This window comes from Micromonospora marincola, assembly GCF_056150385.1.
Genome location: NZ_JAXCFT010000022.1, coordinates 32,900 through 49,834, shown reverse-complemented (window position 1 = coordinate 49,834; position 16,935 = coordinate 32,900). Strand labels below are relative to the sequence as shown.

The window sequence follows — 16,935 nt, the reverse complement described above, 5'->3', positions numbered from 1 at the left end:
ACATCCGGGTGGAAGTCTGCTTAGGCTTCGCGTCATGGCAGATGGTTCCGATACGACGCTGACGACTGATCAGACCCCCGAGCAGGCCATCAACGGTCTGGTCGCGGGCATCAAGTCGTTCGCCGCCGGGCACGGTGGCGCCAAGGCGGTCATCGAGTACGTCGGCAAGCGCGGTGCACGGATCGTCCTCGTGGGTTCCGACGGGGCATGGGCCGACCAGTTCGCCGACGGCACCGACATCGCGCGGCAGGCCTGCACCACGGCCGGAGTCGACATCGAAAACGCTTGGGAGCGTGAACTGATGGACCAGATGCGTCCGAGCAACGACCTGTGGCGGTCGATGGCCCGGCGCACCATGGCCCGTTGACACATATAACCGCATGACCAACCACCACCAGTCGACCCGGGGGAAACCCCGGGTCGCTCTCGTCACCTGCGCCGCCCTGCCCGACCTCGACCCGGACGACCGGCGCGTGCTCGGTCCGCTCGCCGCCCGCGGCGTCACCGCCGAGATCGCGGTCTGGGACGACCCGACCGTGGACTGGGCCGGTCACGATCTCGTCGTCCTCCGCTCGCCCTGGGACTACGCGCTGCGCCGGGACGAGTTCGTCGCCTGGGCGCGCACCGTCCCGACCCTTGTCAATCCGGCCGACGTGATCGCCTGGAACACCGACAAGCGCTACCTCGCCGCGCTCTCGGCCGCCGGGGTGCCCACCGTGCCGACCGTGTGGGTTGGCCCGGGGGAGAGGTGGACGCCGCCGGCCGGCGGCGAGTACGTGCTCAAGCCCGCGGTGAGCGCCGGCAGCCAGGACACCGGTCGCTACGACATGGCCGCGCCGGAGCACCGTGAGCTGGCGTGGGCGCACCTGCGGCGGCTCGGCGACGCCGGGCGGGTCACCATGGTCCAGCCGTACCTCGACGCGGTGGACACCGCCGGCGAGACCGCGCTGCTCTTCCTGGCCGGCCCCGACGGCCTGGCGTTCAGCCACGCGATCCGCAAGGGGCCGATGCTCACCGGCCCGGACCTGGGCGAGGCCGCGCTCTACAAGGAGGAGCGCATCGAGGCCCGCACCGCCACCCCGGACCAGCGGGCGGTCGCGGAGAGGGTGCTCGCCGCCGTGCCGGGCGGCGCCGACCGGCTGCTCTACGCCCGGGTCGACCTGATCCCCGGCCCGGACGGCACGCCGGTGCTTGTCGAGCTGGAGCTGACCGAGCCGAGCCTGTTCGTCGGCTACGCCGACGGCGCCCCCGACCGCCTCGCCGACGCGATCCTCGCCCACCTGCCCCGCCGCTCCTGACCGCTCCGCCCGGGGCCGAGGCGCGCCACCACCAGGCGCGATGAGTGATCGCCGCACCTCCGGAAGTCGAGCGAGTGATCATGAAGTTGACGGCATCAACGGAGATCAACGGTGCCGTCAACTTCATGATCACCGGACTGGCTGGCGGTGAGAAGCGAGGCCGGCTGACGGGGCCTGGGCCGCTGAGCGGGAGCCTCAGTCCCGGTCGATGTGGTTGCGTTCCCAGCGACCGCCGATCGGCGGCGTGTCCAGCCGCAGCGCGTCCGCCGACCCGGCGAGGTCGTTGTCCTCGACCGCGCAGGAGACGCAGCTTCCCGCCTCGGTGACCCAGATCCCGTACGCCTGGGTGTCGGCGTCCCGGTGCCAGATCCGGTTGCCCCGCACGGTGGCCGAGTCGAACGGGGCGGCGATCGTGATCCCGGCGCACACCGCCGGCCCGTCGAGCAGCTCGTACGCGGTGCCCGGGCCCGGCGTGGCCTCGTTCCAGGCGGTGGCGCCGTCGGGGCGTACCTCGGCCAGGGAAAGCCGGTCGCCGGTGTTGTCGGCGACCACCGCGTTCCGGGTGCCGGCCCGGACGACCTTCCCCCGGTGCCCGCCGGCTGGCCAGTCCGCCGCGCCGTCGGTGACTTCGCGGGTGCCGTAGCGCACCGCGTCGCCCGAGCCGCGGTGGGTCGGCGCGGAGCGGCGCCCGTTGTCCCGGATCCGGTTGCCGACGATCGACGCGTCGAGCATCGGCCGGTCGATCCGGATCCCGTCGAGCGCGTTCTCGCGGATGTCGTTGTCCTGGATCACCACGTCCGCGGCCGTGCCCCGGTAGCCGTGGCCCAGGTCGTGCTCGTGGTAGCCGTACCCGCCGTTGCGGCTGATCCGGTTGCCCTGCACGGCGTACGGACCGGGGGTGTCGCCCATGCTGATCCCGTCCCCGACGTTGCAGTCGATGACGCAGCCGGTGAGGAGGCCGCCGCGCCCGGCGATGCCGGCGGTGCCGTTGGCCGAGACGTCGAAGCCGGCCTCCAGGTTGTTGGTCATGGTGCAGCCGGAGACGATCAGCCCGTCCGCGCCCCAGTCCGAGATGCCGAACCGGTTGGCCTGGCTGTGGCAGCCGATGATGCGGATGCCGCGCGGCGGGGTCCAGTAGTCCTTCTGCAACTCCAGGAAGATCCCGTTGGTGCCGTTGCCGATCGTGGTGCAGTTGGTGATGGTGAGGCGTTCCACGTCACCCCAGCCGCCCACGCCCACCCCGATCCCGGCGCCGCCCATCTGCTGGCCGTTGTCCAGCCGGCCGCAGCCCACCGCGACCACGCCGTCGATCAGGGTGTCCTGGAGGAAGTCGCAGCCGAGGCCGGTGGCGCCGGTGTGGTGGATGTAGAGGTTGCGGAACACGCCGCGCACGACGTATTGCAGGCCCAGGCCCTTGGCCAGGTAGTCGTAGGCGGTCTGGGCCACCCCGGAGCCGTCGATCTCGAAGTCAGCGAACGTGCAGTCGGTGATGTGCCGGTCCCGGTCCGCGCCGTGCTGCACTGTGGTCCAGTAGGCCAGCGGCACCGGGTCGGCGCGGTTGCCCTCGTTGCTGAGCAGGAACCGGGTCGCCGCCGGGCCGGCGCCGATCAGGGAGACGCCGCTGCGCCAGATCGTGCCGGCGTCGCGGATCGAGTAGAGGCCGGGCGGGCAGTGGATGACCCGGGCCCGGCCGTCGGCGTCGTACCCCGCGCCGAGGCGGTCCACGAGCGCGGCAAGCGCCGGCTGGTCGTTCGTCACCCCGTCCCCGGTGAGGCCGTGCTCACGGGCGTCGCACCACAGGGGCGCGCCGGCCACCGGGGTCAGTCGCTGCGGTGCGGTCGTGGCGAGTCCCTTGCGCGACACCGGCGGCTCCCCTCGGGCGTACGGTCCGTCGTCCGGGCCGTATTCCCGCTCCCGCCGCGCGGTAACGCCCGGCTCAGGCGGTGGCGCCCACCGGCTCGGCGGCGGGCGCGGCCGGGGCCGCCGGCGTGGCCGGAAGGCGCTCCCGCGTGCTCCAGAGCACGCCCAGCGTGGCCAGCAGCACCAGGCAGGAGCCGAGCATGTGTGCGGCGACAAGCACCGCGGGCAGGTGCGTGAAGTACTGCACGAAGCCGATCAGACCCTGGCCCGACTCGACCGCGAGCAGCACCCCGGCGGCCCGGGCGGCACGCTGCGCGCCGACCGCGCGGAACGCGAAGAACAGCGCCACCGAGAGGCCGATCAGCAGGAAGACGCCGTCCGCGTGGACCTGGGAGATGGCCTCCGGGTCCAGGCCGTTGCGGGCCGCGCCGTGGTCGCCGGCGTGCGGGCCGCTGCCGGTCACCCAGGTGCCGACCACGAGCACGGCCGCGGTGACCACGGCGGTGATCCAGGCGAGGGTACGCAGCGGCGCCGGCACGGTCGGGGTCACCGGCCCGCCCGGCTCGCCGGTGCGCCGCCACAGCGCGTACGCGGCGGCGATCACCGCCATCGAGGCGAGGAAGTGCAGCCCGACCACCCACGGGTTGAGGTTGGTGAGCACGGTGATCCCGCCGACGACCGCCTGGGCCGGGATGCCGAGCAGCACGCCCACGGCCAGCGGCAGCAGTCCCCGTCGGCGCGGGCGCTGGGCCAGCACGGCAAGCACCACGGCGAGCGCGATGATGCCCACCGCGAACGTCAACAGCCGGTTGCCGAACTCGATCACGCCGTGCACGCCCATCTCGGACGTGGTGGTGTAGGACTCGTCGGTGCACCGGGGCCAGGTGGGGCAGCCGAGGCCGGACGCGGTGAGCCGGACGCCCCCGCCGGTGACCACGATCGCCACGTTCGCGATGATCGAGGTGTACGCGAGCCGACGCAGCAGCGTGGGGGAGACCGGGAACCGGACGGAACGCTTCACCCCGCGAATCCTACGCATCGTAGTGGTGCCCGATCGGGTGACTCCGCCGCTCCGGTGGTCGGGATCACCGGACCCCGGGTTTGCGGGGCCCGCGCGAATTACGTAACGTTGTCGTTGTGAAAAACGTGGCAGCGCTGTCCGAAGGGTCGGTGACCAGCACGGTCGCCGGTGCGACGGCGCCTGCCGACCTGCCGACCCGGGACCGGGTCACCCAGTTGCTGCTGGAGCGGGGCGCGACCACCGCCGCGCAGCTCGGCTCGGCGCTCGGCCTCAGCCCGGCGGCGATCCGCCGGCACCTCGACGCGATGCTCGCCGACGGTGACGTGGTCGCCCGCGAGCAGGTGGTGCGGGGCAGCCGGGGGCGTGGGCGTCCGGCCAAGGTCTTCGTGCTGACCGAGGCGGCCCGGGTGCGCTGCGGCACCCACCACTACGACAACATGGCCACCGCCGCGCTCCGGTGGATCGCCCGCACCGGCGGCCACGAGGCGGTCGCGGAGTTCGCGGCCGACCAGGTGGCCGCGCTTGAGGCGCGCTGCCGGTCCGCCATGGAGGACGCCGGCGACGCCCCGCTCGCGCGGGCCGAGGCGCTCGCCGGTGCGCTTACCGCCGAGGGCTACGCTGCCAACGCGTCCACGATCGCCTCCGGCGGTCAGCTCTGCCAGCACCACTGCCCGGTGGCGCACGTGGCCGCCGAGTTTCCCCAGCTGTGCGAGGCCGAGACCGCGGTTATCTCCCGTCTGGTCGGCACCCACGTGCAGCGCCTGGCCACCATCGCGCACGGCGACGGCGTGTGCACCACGCACATTCCCGCCCAGTCCGGTTCCACCGTCACCACTGTGAGGACAGATAGATGACCGAGCAGATCGTCCAGCCCCTGACCCAGGAGGAGCAGCTCGCCGCCCTCGGTCGTTACGAGTACGGCTGGGCCGACCCCGATGTCGCCGGCTCGTCCGCCCAGCGCGGTATCAACGAGGCGGTGGTGCGGGACATCTCGGCCAAGAAGAACGAGCCGGCCTGGATGCTCGACCTGCGCCTGAAGGGCCTGCGGCTGTTCGGCCGCAAGCCGATGCCGGCCTGGGGCGCGGACCTCACCGGGATCGACTTCGACAACATCAAGTACTTCGTGCGGTCCACCGAGAAGCAGGCCACCAGTTGGGAGGACCTGCCCGAGGACATCAAGAACACCTACGACCGGCTGGGCATCCCGGAGGCGGAGAAGCAGCGGCTGGTCGCCGGCGTCGCGGCGCAGTACGAGTCCGAGGTCGTCTACCACAAGATCCGTGAGGACCTTGAGGAGCAGGGCGTCGTCTTCCTCGACACCGACACCGCGCTGCGCGAGCACGAGGACATCTTCAAGGAATACTTCGGCACGGTCATCCCGGTCGGCGACAACAAGTTCGCCGCGTTGAACACCTCCGTCTGGTCCGGCGGCTCGTTCATCTACGTGCCGAAGGGCGTGCACGTGGAGATCCCGTTGCAGGCATACTTCCGGATCAACACCGAGAACATGGGCCAGTTCGAGCGGACGCTGATCATCGTCGACGAGGGCGCGTACGTGCACTACGTCGAGGGCTGCACCGCGCCGCTCTACTCCTCCGACTCGCTGCACAGCGCGGTCGTGGAGATCGTGGTCAAGAAGAACGCGCGCTGCCGCTACACGACCATCCAGAACTGGTCGAACAACGTCTACAACCTGGTCACCAAGCGCGCCGTGTGCCACGAGGGCGCGACCATGGAGTGGGTCGACGGCAACATCGGCTCCAAGGTCACCATGAAGTACCCGGCGGTCTACATGACCGGCGAGCACGCCAAGGGCGAGGTGCTCTCGGTGGCCATGGCCGGTGAGGGCCAGCACCAGGACGCCGGCGCCAAGATGGTGCACGCGGCGCCGCACACGTCCTCGACCATCGTGTCGAAGTCGATCGCCCGGGGCGGTGGCCGGACCTCCTACCGCGGCCTGGTGCAGGTGCTTGAGGGTTCGCACAGCAGCCGCAGCACGGTCAAGTGCGACGCGCTGCTCGTCGACACCATCTCCCGCTCCGACACCTACCCGTACGTCGACATCCGTGAGGACGACGTGTCGATGGGGCACGAGGCGACCGTCTCCAAGATCAGTGACGACCAGCTCTTCTACCTGATGAGCCGGGGCCTGAGCGAGGACGAGGCGATGGCGATGATCGTGCGCGGCTTCATCGAGCCGATCGCCAAGGAGCTTCCGATGGAATACGCGCTGGAGCTCAACCGCCTGATCGAGCTGCAGATGGAAGGCGCGGTCGGCTGACCGCGGCCTCCCGCACCCACTGACACCGCCGTCGCTGAACAGACCAAGGAAGAGATGACTACCCAGGCTTCCGCGCCGCCCACGACCAAGTCGCAGGCGCTCCGCTCGTACGACGTCGCCGACTTCCCGGCCCTGACCGGCCTGGAGGAGGAGTGGCGCTTCACCCCGCTCAAGCGCCTCCGCGGCCTGACGGGTGACGGCTCCGGCTCGCCGCGCGGCACGGTCCGGCACGAGTACGGCGACCTGCCCGAGGGCGTCACCGTCGACCGGATCGGCCGGGACGACCCGCGGATGGGCAGCGTGCTCACCCCGTTCGACCGGGTCAGCGCGCTCGCCTACGGCGCGGCCGAGGGCGCGTTGCTGGTGGCGGTCGCCCGCGACGCCGTCGTGGACGCGCCGGTGCGCCTGCGGGCGGTCGGCGAGGACGCCGGGGCGCTCGCGTTCGGCCACACGTTCGTCGAGGTGGGCCGGTTCGCCGAGGTGACAGTGGTGCTTGAGCACGTCGGCTCGGCGACGCTCGCCGACAACGTCGAGGTGACCGTGGCGGACGGGGCGAAGCTGACCCTGGTCACGGTCGCCGACTGGGCCGACGACGCGGTCCAGGCGCAGCACCTGAAGGTGCGGCTGGGTCGCGACGCCAGGATCGTCCACGTGCAGGTGACCCTCGGCGGCGACCTGGTCCGGCAGCACACCACAGTGGAATACGGTGAGCGTGGCGGCGAGGCCGAGCTGTACGGCCTCTACTTCGCCGACTCCGGCCAGCACCTGGAGCACCGGCAGCTTGTCGACCACTCGGTGCCGGACTGCCGCAGCAACGTCGGCTACCGGGGCGCGCTCCAGGGCGACGAGGCGCACACCGTCTGGGTCGGCGACGTGCTGATCCGGGCCGAGGCGACAGGCACCGACACGTACGAGATCAACCGGAACCTGCTGCTCAGCGACGGTGCCCGGGCCGACTCGGTGCCCAACCTGGAGATCGAGACCGGCGAGATCGCCGGCGCCGGGCACGCCAGCGCGACCGGCCGGTTCGACGACGAGCAACTGTTCTACCTGATGGCCCGGGGCATCCCGGAGGGCGAGGCGCGGCGCCTGGTGGTGCGCGGTTTCTTCGCCGAGCTGATCAACAAGATCCCGGTCGAGGACCTGCGCGAGCGGCTCGGCGACGCGATCGAGGCCCGTCTCACGAAGGCCGGCGCCTGATGATCAGGATCTGTTCGACCGAGGACGTGCCGAAGGGCGCCGTGATCAGCGCCGACGTGGACGGCGTGCAGATCGCCGTCGTGCACGGCGAGGACGACGCGTTCTACGCCGTGCACGACGAGTGCTCGCACGCCGCCGTGGCGCTCTCCGAGGGCGAGGTCGAGGGTTGCACGCTGGAATGCTGGCTGCACGGATCCCGTTTCGACATGCGTACCGGTGAGCCCACCGGGCTGCCCGCGACCGAACCCGTACCCGTCTATCCCGTCGAAGTTCGCGACGGCGACATCTTTGTCAGTCTGACGCCGAGCAATGGAGTGACCCGCTGATGAGCACCCTGGAGATCCGCGACCTGAAGGTGTCGGTCAAGCTGCCCGAGGGTGAGCTCAAGCCGATCCTGCACGGGGTCGACCTGACCGTGCGCTCCGGCGAGACCCACGCGATCATGGGCCCGAACGGCTCCGGCAAGTCGACGCTCGCCTACTCGATCGCCGGCCACCCCAAGTACGAGATCACCGGCGGCGAGGTGACCCTCGACGGGGAGGACGTGCTCTCCATGTCCGTCGACGAGGGGGCCCGCGCCGGCCTCTTCCTGGCCATGCAGTACCCGGTCGAGGTCCCCGGCGTGTCGGTGGCCAACTTCCTGCGTACGGCGAAGACCGCCCTGGACGGCGAGGCGCCGAAGCTGCGTACCTGGGCCGGCGAGCTGCGCGGCGCCATGGAGAAGCTCCAGATGGACCCGGCGTTCGCCCAGCGCAACGTCAACGAGGGCTTCTCCGGCGGGGAGAAGAAGCGGCACGAGATCGTGCAGCTTGAGCTGCTCAAGCCGAAGATCGCCATCCTCGACGAGACCGACTCCGGCCTCGACGTGGACGCGCTGCGCGTGGTGAGCGAGGGCGTGAACCGGGTCCGTGACACCGGCGACACCGGAATGCTGCTGATCACCCACTACACCCGGATCCTGCGCTACATCAAGCCGGACCACGTGCACGTCTTCGTCGCCGGCCGGATCGTCGAGCAGGGCGGTCGCGAGCTGGCCGACAAGCTCGAGGAAGAGGGCTACGAGCGGTACGTCGCCGGGGCCGGCGCGGCGCGGGCCTGACCTGACATGGCCTCCTCCATCGCGATCCCGGCGGGCATGCCGCAGTACGACGACGTGCCGCGTTTCGACGTGGCGGCGGTGCGGGCCGACTTCCCGATCCTGGACCGGGAGGTCAACGGCCACCCGCTTGTCTACCTGGACAGCGCCAACACCTCGCACAAGCCGCGGCAGGTGCTCGACGTGCTCGCCGAGCACTATGCGATGCACAACGCCAACGTGTCGCGCTCGGTGCACACGCTCGGCACCGAGGCGACCGAGGCGTACGAGGGCGCGCGGGCGACGATCGCCGCGTTCCTCAACGCGCCGAGTGTGGACGAGGTGGTGTTCACCAAGAACTCCACCGAGGCGATCAACCTGGTGGCGTACGCGTTCTCCAACGCCTCCCTGGGCGCGGGCGGCGACGACCGGTTCCGGCTCGGCCCTGGCGACGAGATCGTGATCTCCGAGATGGAGCACCACTCGAACATCGTCCCGTGGCAGTTGCTGGCGGAGCGCACCGGCGCGACGCTGCGCTGGTTCCCGGTCACCGACGGCGGCCGGCTGGATGAGTCGGGCCTGGACGAACTGGTCACCGAACGGACGAAGATCGTCTCCCTGGTGCACGTGTCGAACATCCTCGGCACGGTGAACGCCACCGCGCGGATCACCGAGCGGGTCCGCCAGGTCGGTGCGCTGCTGCTGCTCGACTGCTCCCAGTCGGTGCCGCACCTGCCGATCGACGTGGTCGACCTGGACGCCGACTTCATCGTCTTCACCGGGCACAAGATGTGCGGCCCGACCGGCATCGGCGTGCTCTGGGGCCGGGGCGAGCTGCTCGCCGCGATGCCCCCGGTGATGGGCGGCGGCTCGATGATCGAGACGGTGACGATGGCGCGGTCGACGTTCGCCGCGCCGCCGGCCCGGTTCGAGGCGGGCACGCCGCCGATCGCCGAGGCGGTCGCGCTCGGCGCGGCGGTGGACTACCTGACCGGCGTCGGCATGCCGGCGATCCAGTGGCACGAGAAGGAGCTGACGGCGTACGCGCTCGATGCCCTCGCCACCGTGCCCGGGCTGCGGATCTTCGGCCCGTCCGTGCCGGTCGGGCGCGGTGGGACGATCTCGTTCGCCCTCGGTGACGTGCACCCGCACGACGTCGGGCAGGTGCTCGACTCGCTCGGCGTGCAGGTGCGGGTCGGGCACCACTGCGCCAAGCCGGTGTGTGCCCGCTTCGGCGTGCCGGCCATGACGCGGGCGTCGTTCTACCTCTACAACACCACGGCGGAGATCGACGCGCTTGTGGCGGGCCTGGAGCGGGTGCGGAAGGTGTTCGACTGATGCAACTCGAATCTCTCTACCAGGAGATCATCCTGGATCACTACAAGCACCCGCACGGCCGTGGCCTGCGGGACGCGGCGGATCCGGCGGCCCGGGTCGGCGAGGCGCACCACGTCAACCCGACCTGCGGCGACGAGATCACCGTGCGGGTGGCGACCGACGGCACGGTGTTCACCGACATCTCGTACGACGGGATGGGCTGCTCGATCAGCCAGGCGTCGGCGAGCATCCTGCACGAGTTGCTGCGCGGCCGGGCGGCGGGCGACGCCGCCGCGGTGCACGAGGCGTTCGTCGAGTTGATGTCCGGGCGTGGCCAGGTCACGCCGGACGAGGACGTGCTCGGGGACGGGGTGGCGTTCGCGGGTGTCGCGCGCTACCCGGCCCGGGTCAAGTGCGCGCTGCTGTCGTGGATGGCGTTCAAGGACGCCGCGGCACGCGCCGGGGTGGGCGTGAGCCCCGAGTCGAAGGCGAATCACCAATACAGCGCGGCGGCGTCCCATGCCGGCGCCGAGCGAAGCGAGGGGGCGGCATGAGCGACGACGAGATCACCACGACGCCGGAGACCGGCGCGGTGGCGACCGACAGCCCGGTGACGCCGGGCGGCGGTAAGGCCGCCCTCGGCGACATCGAGGAGGCGATGAAGGACGTCGTCGACCCCGAGCTGGGCATCAACGTGGTCGACCTGGGCCTGGTGTACGGCGTGCACGTGGACGACGAGAACGTCGCCACCCTGGACATGACGCTTACCTCGGCGGCCTGCCCGCTTACCGACGTGATCGAGGACCAGGCCCGGCAGGCGCTGACCACCGGCCCGGGCGGCGGCCTGGTCAACGACATCCGGATCAACTGGGTCTGGTTGCCGCCGTGGGGCCCCGACAAGATCACCGACGAGGGCCGCGACCAGCTCCGCTCGCTCGGCTTCAACGTCTGACCCGTATCGGGTCACCACCCGGGCGCGGCACCCCGTAATGGGGTGCCGCGCCCGACGTGTCCCCCACCCCCACCCCTCGGGATGCGCGCTGATTCACGGAAAGAGTGCCTATCCGCGCGCCGGAAGCCACTCTTTCCGTGAATCAGCGGCTCGTGGCGGGTGGGGTGAGGGCGGCGTGGGCGGGTGGGGTGGGGCGGAAATTGGTGGCGGGGGAGCGGGGTGGGTCGCAGGATGAGCGGATGATCAAGGCGTACCCGAAGCAGACCCAGGTCCGTGCGGGCCTCCTTTCCGCGCGCCGACAGGGTGCCCTGCCGACGGCCGCCCCGACCCGTCGCCTGTCGTCGTGACCGGCGCGTTCCTCGCCGGCCTGGTCGCCGGCTACGGCGTCGCGATCCCGGTCGGCGCGATCGCGATCCTCATCCTCGGGCTCAGCGCGCGCAACGGGTTCCGGGTCGGCGCAGCCGCCGCGCTCGCCGTGGCCACCGCCGACGGGCTCTACGCCACGGTCGCCGCGCTTGGCGGCGCCGGGCTGGCCCGGGTGCTCGCCCCGGTCGCCGGGCCGCTGCGGGTGGTCGCCGCGCTGGTCCTGCTCGGCATCGCCGCGCACGGCCTGTGGCGCGCCTGGTCCGGCCGGCGGGCCCGGCAGGTCGCCGAGGCGCCGGCCGGTCGCGGCCTGCACACCCCCGCCCGGGCGTACGCGGCGCTGCTCGGGTTGACCCTGCTCAACCCGGCGACGGTGCTCTACTTCGCCGCGCTGGTGCTCGGCCGCCGGGATGCCGCCGACCCGGATCCGGTCACCGCCGCGTCGTTCGTGACGGGCGCGTTCGTGGCCTCGGCGAGTTGGCAACTGCTTGTGGCCGGCGGTGGCTCGGTGGTCGGCCGGGTGCTGGCCGGACCGCGTGGGCGGCTTGTCACCGGGCTGGTGTCAAGCGCCCTGATCGCCGGTCTCGCGGCCGTCACCCTGCTGTCCGGCTGAACCGCGTACCGTCGTGCCATGAGCAGCCGTCCCGCAGCCGGGGGTGGCCGGTGGGTCGAGGTCGATCCGGCCCGCGTCACCCGCTGGGTCGAGGGCTTCGCCGACCGGCACGGCCCGCCCACCATCACCGCCCTGGGGTACGGGCTGCTGCTGACCGCCCCGGACGGCGCCACCGCCGAGTTGCACTCCCCGCCCGGTGCCCGCCCGGCGGCGGACCTGCCCGGATTCGTCGGCGTCGCCGCGGCTCCCCGCCGGCTCGGCCTGCTGCTGGCCCGCAAGGGCGCGGTGGCGGTCGGCGTCGCGGACGGCACCGAGCTGGTGGTCTCCAAGGTGGACACCAGATACGTGCAGGGTCGCACCGCCGCGGGCGGCTGGTCCCAGCAGCGGTTCGCCAGGCGGCGCGACAACCAGGCGAGGGCGGCGCTCGGCGACGCGGCCGACCTCGCCGTACGCCTGCTGTTGCCGGCCGCGGGCACGCTCGCGGCGCTTGTCTGCGGCGGTGACCGGCGGGCGGTCGACACGGTGCTTGCCGACCGGCGGCTGGCCCCGCTCGTGGCGTTGCGCGCGGAGCGCCTGCTCGACGTGCCCGAGCCTCGGCACGCGGTGCTCGTGGCCGCCGTCGCCGCCGCCCGGGTGGTCCACATCCTGGTCCGCTGAACGGGAAAGATCGCATCAAGGCGGTCAATCCAACGAGCCGACAGTGCATTGAATAAGAACGATGCCTAAGGTCGGTGTCACGAAGTGGTGGGTCTCCGGGCGACCCGCCGGGGCAGCTTCGCCTCCGCCATCCGAGCACCGACATCGTTGGGAGAGAACATTTTCATGAGCGGACAACAGGACGGCCGGCTGCGGACCCGGTGGCGCCGTGCGACGAGGCTCCTCGCCGCCGCGGTGGCGATGTGCGCCGGAAGCGTCATGCTCACGGCCGGCACGGCTGCCGCGAGCGTCAATCCCGCCTCCGCGCTCGCGGCCCAGTCGGTCAGCAGCGTCACCGCGGGCGGCGCGCACACGTGCGCGATCGTGACCGACGGGGGCCTGTGGTGCTGGGGCTCGAACTACGGTGGTCAGCTCGGCGACGGGACCACCACGAACCAGAACACTCCGGTGCGGGTGGGCACCGCCACCTGGACCGCTGTCGACGCGGGCACCGGGCACACCTGCGCGGTCCGGACGGACGGCACGCTGTGGTGCTGGGGCTCGAACTTCCGGGGTCAGCTCGGTGACGGCACGACCACGAGTCAGAGCACTCCGGTGCAGGTCGGCACCGCCACCACGTGGGCAAGCGTCAGCGCCGGCCCGGCGCACACGTGCGCCGTACGCACCGACGGCACGCTGTGGTGCTGGGGCTTCAACCGGACCACCCAGTTGGGTGTCGGTGCCTCGCCCTACGTGGCGACCACCCCGCTACAGGTCGGCACCGCGACCAACTGGGCGAGCGTCTCGACCGGCTACGCGCACACCTGCGGGCTCCGTACCGACGGCACGCTGTGGTGCTGGGGTCTCAGCTCGGACGGGCAGGTCGGTATCGGCACCCTGAGCGCCCAGCCGACGCCGGCGCAGATCGGCACCGCGAACACCTGGACCGGCGTCACCGCCGGCTACGTCCACACCTGCGGGATCCGGTCCGGCAGCCTGTGGTGCTGGGGCGAGAACGGGTACGGGCAGCTCGGCGTGAGCGGCAGCTACCAGACCGCGCCGGTCCAGATCGGCACGACCACCACGTGGAGCCGGGTGGCCGCGAGCGGCGACACGTCGTGCGCGTCGCGCACCGACGGCAGCCTGTGGTGCTGGGGCAAGAACTCGATGGGCCAGGTGGGCGACGGCACCACCACCCACCGGTCCGCGCCGACCCGTGTCGGCACCGCCACCACGTGGACCGGCGGCCTCGCCGTCACCGACCACGCCTGCGCGATCCGCACCGACGGCGGCCTGTGGTGCTGGGGCGACAACAGCGGGGGCCAGTTGGGCGACGGCCCGTTGGCGGGGAGCAGGTCGCGCCTACTGGCCGCCGCCGAAGGTGTCGCACGCCTTCGGATCGCCCGTGGAGAAGCCCTTGGTGAACCACTGCCGACGCTGCTCGGACGTGCCGTGGGTGAACTCGTCCGGGTTCACCGGCCGGCCGGAGCGCTGCTGGATGGCGTCGTCACCGATCTTCTCGGCGGTGTCGACGGCCTGCTTGATGTCCTGGTCGGTGATGCTCTTGAAGATCTTCTGGCCCTGGTCGTCGGCGGTGCCGGTGGCGTTCTTGGCCCAGGCGCCGGCATAGCAGTCGGCCTGCAACTCCAGCTTCACCGAGAGCGCGTTGGCGTTCTGCGGGTCGCGCTGCTGCTGCCGGCGCATCTGCGCCTCGGTGCCGAGCAGGTCCTGCACGTGGTGGCCGTACTCGTGGGCCAGGACGTACGGCTGGGCGAACTCGCCCTCGGCGCCGAGCTGGTCGGCGAGCAGGCGGTAGAACGTGAGGTCGATGTAGACCAGGTCGTCGGCCGGGCAGTAGAACGGGCCGACCCCCGAGTCGGCCGCGCCGCAGCCGGTGTTGACGTTCTGGCTGAAGAACACCGTCTTGGACGGCTTGTACTGCTCGCCGAACACCTCAGGCATGGCTGTGCGCCAGTAGGCCTGGATGGAGTTGACGTAGAGCGTGTTGCGGCAGTCGAGCTGCTCCAGCGCGTCCTGTGCGGAGCACTTCTGCTCAAGCGAGGCGTTGTCGCCCTGGTCGGAACCGCCACCGTTGGTGGCCGCGTTGAGGCCGAAGCCGCCGCCCACGAGGGCGACGACCACGGCGATGATGATGCCCACGATCCCGCCCCGGCCGCCGCCGCCCGGGATCGGGATGCCCATCCCGCCCCCGCCGCCGGACCCTCGCCGGTCGTCCACCTGGCTGGTGTCGACCCGCGCGTTCTCATTCAGCTCCATGTTGACCCCGATCACCGATGTGTCCGTGTGTGATGGTTGCGGTACCGGACCGGGTCCGGACGGCGGATTCGGTACCCGATGATCTTGCCCGGTAATCCGGCCGGGTGGGTGCGACGCGCCCGGTACACTTGTTCCGTGCTGCGCTGCGAAGGCTGAACGGCCCCGCGCCGACGGAGATGACGATCCGCCGGCGCTTTCGCGTGCCCTGAGTCAGCCCTTCCGGACCCCGAGAGCGAGTCTTCCGAGATGATCACTGCCACCGGCCTGGAACTGCGCGCCGGTTCCCGGATCCTGCTGTCCGACACCACCCTGCGGGTGCAGCCGGGAGACCGGATCGGCCTGGTCGGGCGCAACGGCGCCGGCAAGACCACCACCCTCAAGGTGCTCGCCGGGGAGGGCCAGCCGTACGCCGGTCAGATCGACAGGCGCAGCGCCATCGGCTACCTGCCGCAGGACCCGCGTACCGGCGATCTGGAGGTCACCGGCCGGGACCGGGTGCTCTCCGCCCGCGGCCTGGACGTGCTCATGGCGCAGATGACGGAGCTGGAGAACAAGCTCGCCGAGGGCGCCGACGACGAGCGGCTGGTCCGCCGCTACGGCGCGCTCGAAGACCAGTTCGCCTCGCTCGGCGGCTACGCGGCCGAGGCCGAGGCGGCCCGGATCTGCGCCAACCTGGGTCTGCCCGACCGGGCCCTGGCACAGACCATCGGCACCCTCTCCGGCGGCCAGCGCCGGCGCATCGAGCTGGCCCGGATCCTGTTCCGTGACGCGGGCGAGAACGGCGGCGGCATCCTGCTGCTCGACGAGCCCACCAACCACCTCGACGCCGACTCGATCACCTGGCTGCGTGGCTTCCTCGCCAACCACAAGGGCGGCCTGATCGTGATCTCCCACGACGGGTCGCTGCTGGAGTCCGTGGTCAACAAGGTGTGGTTCCTGGACGCCACCCGGTCCGTGGTCGACAACTACAACCTCGGCTGGAAGGCGTACCTGGAGGCGCGGGAGACCGACGAGCGACGCCGCCGCCGGGAACGGGCCAACGCCGAGAAGAAGGCCGGCGCGTTGATGGCGCAGGCGGACAAGATGCGGGCCAAGGCCACCAAGACCGTCGCCGCGCAGAACATGGCCCGGCGCGCCGAGCGGCTGCTCTCCGGCCTGGACGAGGTCCGGGTGTCCGACAAGGTGGCCAAGGTGCGCTTCCCCAACCCGGCGCCGTGCGGCAAGACGCCGCTCACCGCCGCCGGCCTGTCCAAGTCGTACGGGTCGCTGGAGATCTTCACCGACGTCAACGTCGCGGTGGACCGTGGCTCCCGGGTCGCCATCCTCGGCCTCAACGGCGCCGGCAAGACCACCCTGCTGCGGATGCTCGGCGGGCTGCTGGAGCCGGACACCGGCGAGGTGCGTCCCGGGCACGGCCTGCGGCTCGGCTACTACGCCCAGGAGCACGAGACGCTCGACGTGGAGCGGACGATCCTGGAGCACATGCGCAGCGCCGCCTCGGACCAGACCGACACCGACCTGCGCAAGATCCTCGGCGCGTTCCTGTTCTCCGGGGATGACGTGGACAAGCCGGCCGGGGTGCTCTCCGGCGGTGAGAAGACCCGGCTGGCGTTGGCCACCCTGGTCTGCTCGGGCGCCAACGTGCTGCTGCTGGACGAGCCGACGAACAACCTCGACCCGGTCAGCCGGGAGCAGGTGCTGGACGCGATCGCCCGCTACCCGGGCGCGATCGTGCTTGTCACCCACGACCCGGGCGCGGTCACCGCGCTCAAGCCGGACCGCGCCATCCTGCTGCCCGACGGCGACGAGGACGCCTGGTCCGACGACCTCCTGGAACTGGTAGAGCTGGCCTGACCCACCCCACCCCACCCCACCCCACCCCGTCCCCCGCCCCGCCCTCCGGCGTCGATCATGAAGTTGGCGGCACCGTACGAGATCCACACCGCCGTCAACCTCATGATCACCGACTTGCCCTTCCTGAAGGGCGGGTTGGGCTGGTCGTTCGTCGATCTTGGAGGGCAGTGGCCCCCGGAGGGGCATTT

Annotated in this window: 15 protein-coding genes and 2 pseudogenes; 14 read left to right on the top strand and 3 right to left on the bottom strand. The window is 71.5% G+C overall.

The window, feature by feature from the left end:
- The first annotated feature begins 34 nt into the window (after positions 1-34).
- Both SM450_RS28175 and SM450_RS28170 read left to right on the top strand, forming a co-directional pair.
- The gene (locus SM450_RS28175) at positions 35-367 is read left to right on the top strand and encodes a hypothetical protein (protein WP_474622808.1); all 333 of its coding nucleotides are present in this window, start codon (positions 35-37) and stop codon (positions 365-367) included.
- Between the two features lie 13 nt (positions 368-380).
- Positions 381-1,298 carry an ATP-grasp domain-containing protein gene (locus tag SM450_RS28170; RefSeq protein ID WP_474622807.1) on the top strand — a complete coding sequence of 306 codons (918 nt, stop codon included), beginning with the start codon at positions 381-383 and terminating at the stop codon, positions 1,296-1,298.
- A 195-nt stretch (positions 1,299-1,493) separates the two neighbouring features.
- Here SM450_RS28170 and SM450_RS28165 read toward each other — a convergent pair whose 3' ends face one another.
- Together SM450_RS28165 and SM450_RS28160 are read right to left on the bottom strand one after the other, a co-directional pair.
- A complete protein-coding gene (locus SM450_RS28165; RefSeq protein WP_474622806.1) occupies positions 1,494-3,161 on the bottom strand; it encodes a right-handed parallel beta-helix repeat-containing protein in 1,668 nt (555 codons plus the stop codon).
- A gap of 73 nt (positions 3,162-3,234) precedes the next feature.
- Positions 3,235-4,197, bottom strand: a complete 963-nt coding sequence (locus SM450_RS28160; protein WP_474622805.1) for a COX15/CtaA family protein — start codon at positions 4,195-4,197, stop codon at positions 3,235-3,237.
- 98 nt (positions 4,198-4,295) lie between these two features.
- Here SM450_RS28160 and SM450_RS28155 point away from each other — a divergent pair, with 98 nt between their 5' ends.
- From SM450_RS28155 to SM450_RS28105, 11 genes and pseudogenes are all read left to right on the top strand, one after another.
- Positions 4,296-5,033 (top strand): helix-turn-helix transcriptional regulator, encoded by a 738-nt coding sequence (locus SM450_RS28155; RefSeq protein WP_474622804.1) that lies wholly within the window; start codon positions 4,296-4,298, stop codon positions 5,031-5,033.
- Complete coding sequence (sufB, locus tag SM450_RS28150) at positions 5,030-6,460, top strand: Fe-S cluster assembly protein SufB (RefSeq protein WP_474622803.1); 1,431 nt, start codon at positions 5,030-5,032, stop codon at positions 6,458-6,460. Before SM450_RS28155 ends, sufB begins: the two co-directional genes overlap by 4 nt.
- A 54-nt stretch (positions 6,461-6,514) precedes the next feature.
- Entirely contained in the window at positions 6,515-7,660 is a 1,146-nt protein-coding gene (gene sufD, locus SM450_RS28145) for a Fe-S cluster assembly protein SufD (RefSeq protein WP_474622802.1), read from the top strand.
- Positions 7,660-7,986 (top strand): non-heme iron oxygenase ferredoxin subunit, encoded by a 327-nt coding sequence (locus tag SM450_RS28140; protein WP_474622801.1) that lies wholly within the window; start codon positions 7,660-7,662, stop codon positions 7,984-7,986. The genes sufD and SM450_RS28140 overlap by 1 nt, the downstream gene beginning before the upstream one ends.
- Positions 7,986-8,759: a Fe-S cluster assembly ATPase SufC gene (gene sufC, locus SM450_RS28135; protein ID WP_474622800.1), complete on the top strand. Its 774-nt coding sequence runs from the start codon at positions 7,986-7,988 to the stop codon at positions 8,757-8,759. Before SM450_RS28140 ends, sufC begins: the two co-directional genes overlap by 1 nt.
- Before the next feature lie 6 nt (positions 8,760-8,765).
- Positions 8,766-10,073: a cysteine desulfurase gene (locus SM450_RS28130; protein WP_474622799.1), complete on the top strand. Its 1,308-nt coding sequence runs from the start codon at positions 8,766-8,768 to the stop codon at positions 10,071-10,073.
- Positions 10,073-10,531: pseudogene (gene sufU / locus SM450_RS28125) on the top strand (Fe-S cluster assembly sulfur transfer protein SufU); the annotation flags it as partial. The gene SM450_RS28130 and the pseudogene sufU, both read left to right, overlap by 1 nt.
- Positions 10,532-10,602: 71 nt before the next feature.
- Positions 10,603-11,004, top strand: a complete 402-nt coding sequence (locus tag SM450_RS28120; protein WP_474622798.1) for a metal-sulfur cluster assembly factor — start codon at positions 10,603-10,605, stop codon at positions 11,002-11,004.
- Positions 11,005-11,347: 343 nt separating this feature from the next.
- The gene (locus SM450_RS28115; protein WP_474622797.1) at positions 11,348-11,980 is read left to right on the top strand and encodes a LysE/ArgO family amino acid transporter; all 633 of its coding nucleotides are present in this window, start codon (positions 11,348-11,350) and stop codon (positions 11,978-11,980) included.
- A gap of 18 nt (positions 11,981-11,998) precedes the next feature.
- Entirely contained in the window at positions 11,999-12,637 is a 639-nt protein-coding gene (locus SM450_RS28110) for an acVLRF1 family peptidyl-tRNA hydrolase (protein WP_474622796.1), read from the top strand.
- A 165-nt stretch (positions 12,638-12,802) separates the two neighbouring features.
- Positions 12,803-13,954: pseudogene (locus tag SM450_RS28105) on the top strand (RCC1 domain-containing protein); the annotation flags it as partial.
- Positions 13,955-13,978: 24 nt separating this feature from the next.
- Here the strand turns inward: SM450_RS28105 and ypfJ are convergent.
- Positions 13,979-14,893 carry a KPN_02809 family neutral zinc metallopeptidase gene (ypfJ, locus tag SM450_RS28100; RefSeq protein WP_474622795.1) on the bottom strand — a complete coding sequence of 305 codons (915 nt, stop codon included), beginning with the start codon at positions 14,891-14,893 and terminating at the stop codon, positions 13,979-13,981.
- A 246-nt stretch (positions 14,894-15,139) separates the two neighbouring features.
- Here ypfJ and SM450_RS28095 point away from each other — a divergent pair, with 246 nt between their 5' ends.
- Positions 15,140-16,747, top strand: a complete 1,608-nt coding sequence (locus SM450_RS28095; RefSeq protein ID WP_474622794.1) for an ABC-F family ATP-binding cassette domain-containing protein — start codon at positions 15,140-15,142, stop codon at positions 16,745-16,747.
- Positions 16,748-16,935: the final 188 nt, after the last annotated feature.

What these genes read in the sequence shown, in the direction of transcription:
- SM450_RS28110 (WP_474622796.1), top strand. Translation starts at nt 11,999, where the DNA reads ATGAGCAGCCGTCCCGCAGCCGGGGGTGGCCGGTGGGTCGAGGTCGAT.
- SM450_RS28095 (WP_474622794.1), top strand. Translation starts at nt 15,140, where the DNA reads ATGATCACTGCCACCGGCCTGGAACTGCGCGCCGGTTCCCGGATCCTG.
- sufB (WP_474622803.1), top strand. Translation starts at nt 5,030, where the DNA reads ATGACCGAGCAGATCGTCCAGCCCCTGACCCAGGAGGAGCAGCTCGCC.
- SM450_RS28160 (WP_474622805.1), bottom strand. Translation starts at nt 4,197, where the DNA reads ATGCGTAGGATTCGCGGGGTGAAGCGTTCCGTCCGGTTCCCGGTCTCC.
- SM450_RS28120 (WP_474622798.1), top strand. Translation starts at nt 10,603, where the DNA reads ATGAGCGACGACGAGATCACCACGACGCCGGAGACCGGCGCGGTGGCG.
- sufC (WP_474622800.1), top strand. Translation starts at nt 7,986, where the DNA reads ATGAGCACCCTGGAGATCCGCGACCTGAAGGTGTCGGTCAAGCTGCCC.
- SM450_RS28140 (WP_474622801.1), top strand. Translation starts at nt 7,660, where the DNA reads ATGATCAGGATCTGTTCGACCGAGGACGTGCCGAAGGGCGCCGTGATC.
- SM450_RS28130 (WP_474622799.1), top strand. Translation starts at nt 8,766, where the DNA reads ATGGCCTCCTCCATCGCGATCCCGGCGGGCATGCCGCAGTACGACGAC.
- SM450_RS28175 (WP_474622808.1), top strand. Translation starts at nt 35, where the DNA reads ATGGCAGATGGTTCCGATACGACGCTGACGACTGATCAGACCCCCGAG.
- SM450_RS28170 (WP_474622807.1), top strand. Translation starts at nt 381, where the DNA reads ATGACCAACCACCACCAGTCGACCCGGGGGAAACCCCGGGTCGCTCTC.
- sufD (WP_474622802.1), top strand. Translation starts at nt 6,515, where the DNA reads ATGACTACCCAGGCTTCCGCGCCGCCCACGACCAAGTCGCAGGCGCTC.
- ypfJ (WP_474622795.1), bottom strand. Translation starts at nt 14,893, where the DNA reads ATGGAGCTGAATGAGAACGCGCGGGTCGACACCAGCCAGGTGGACGAC.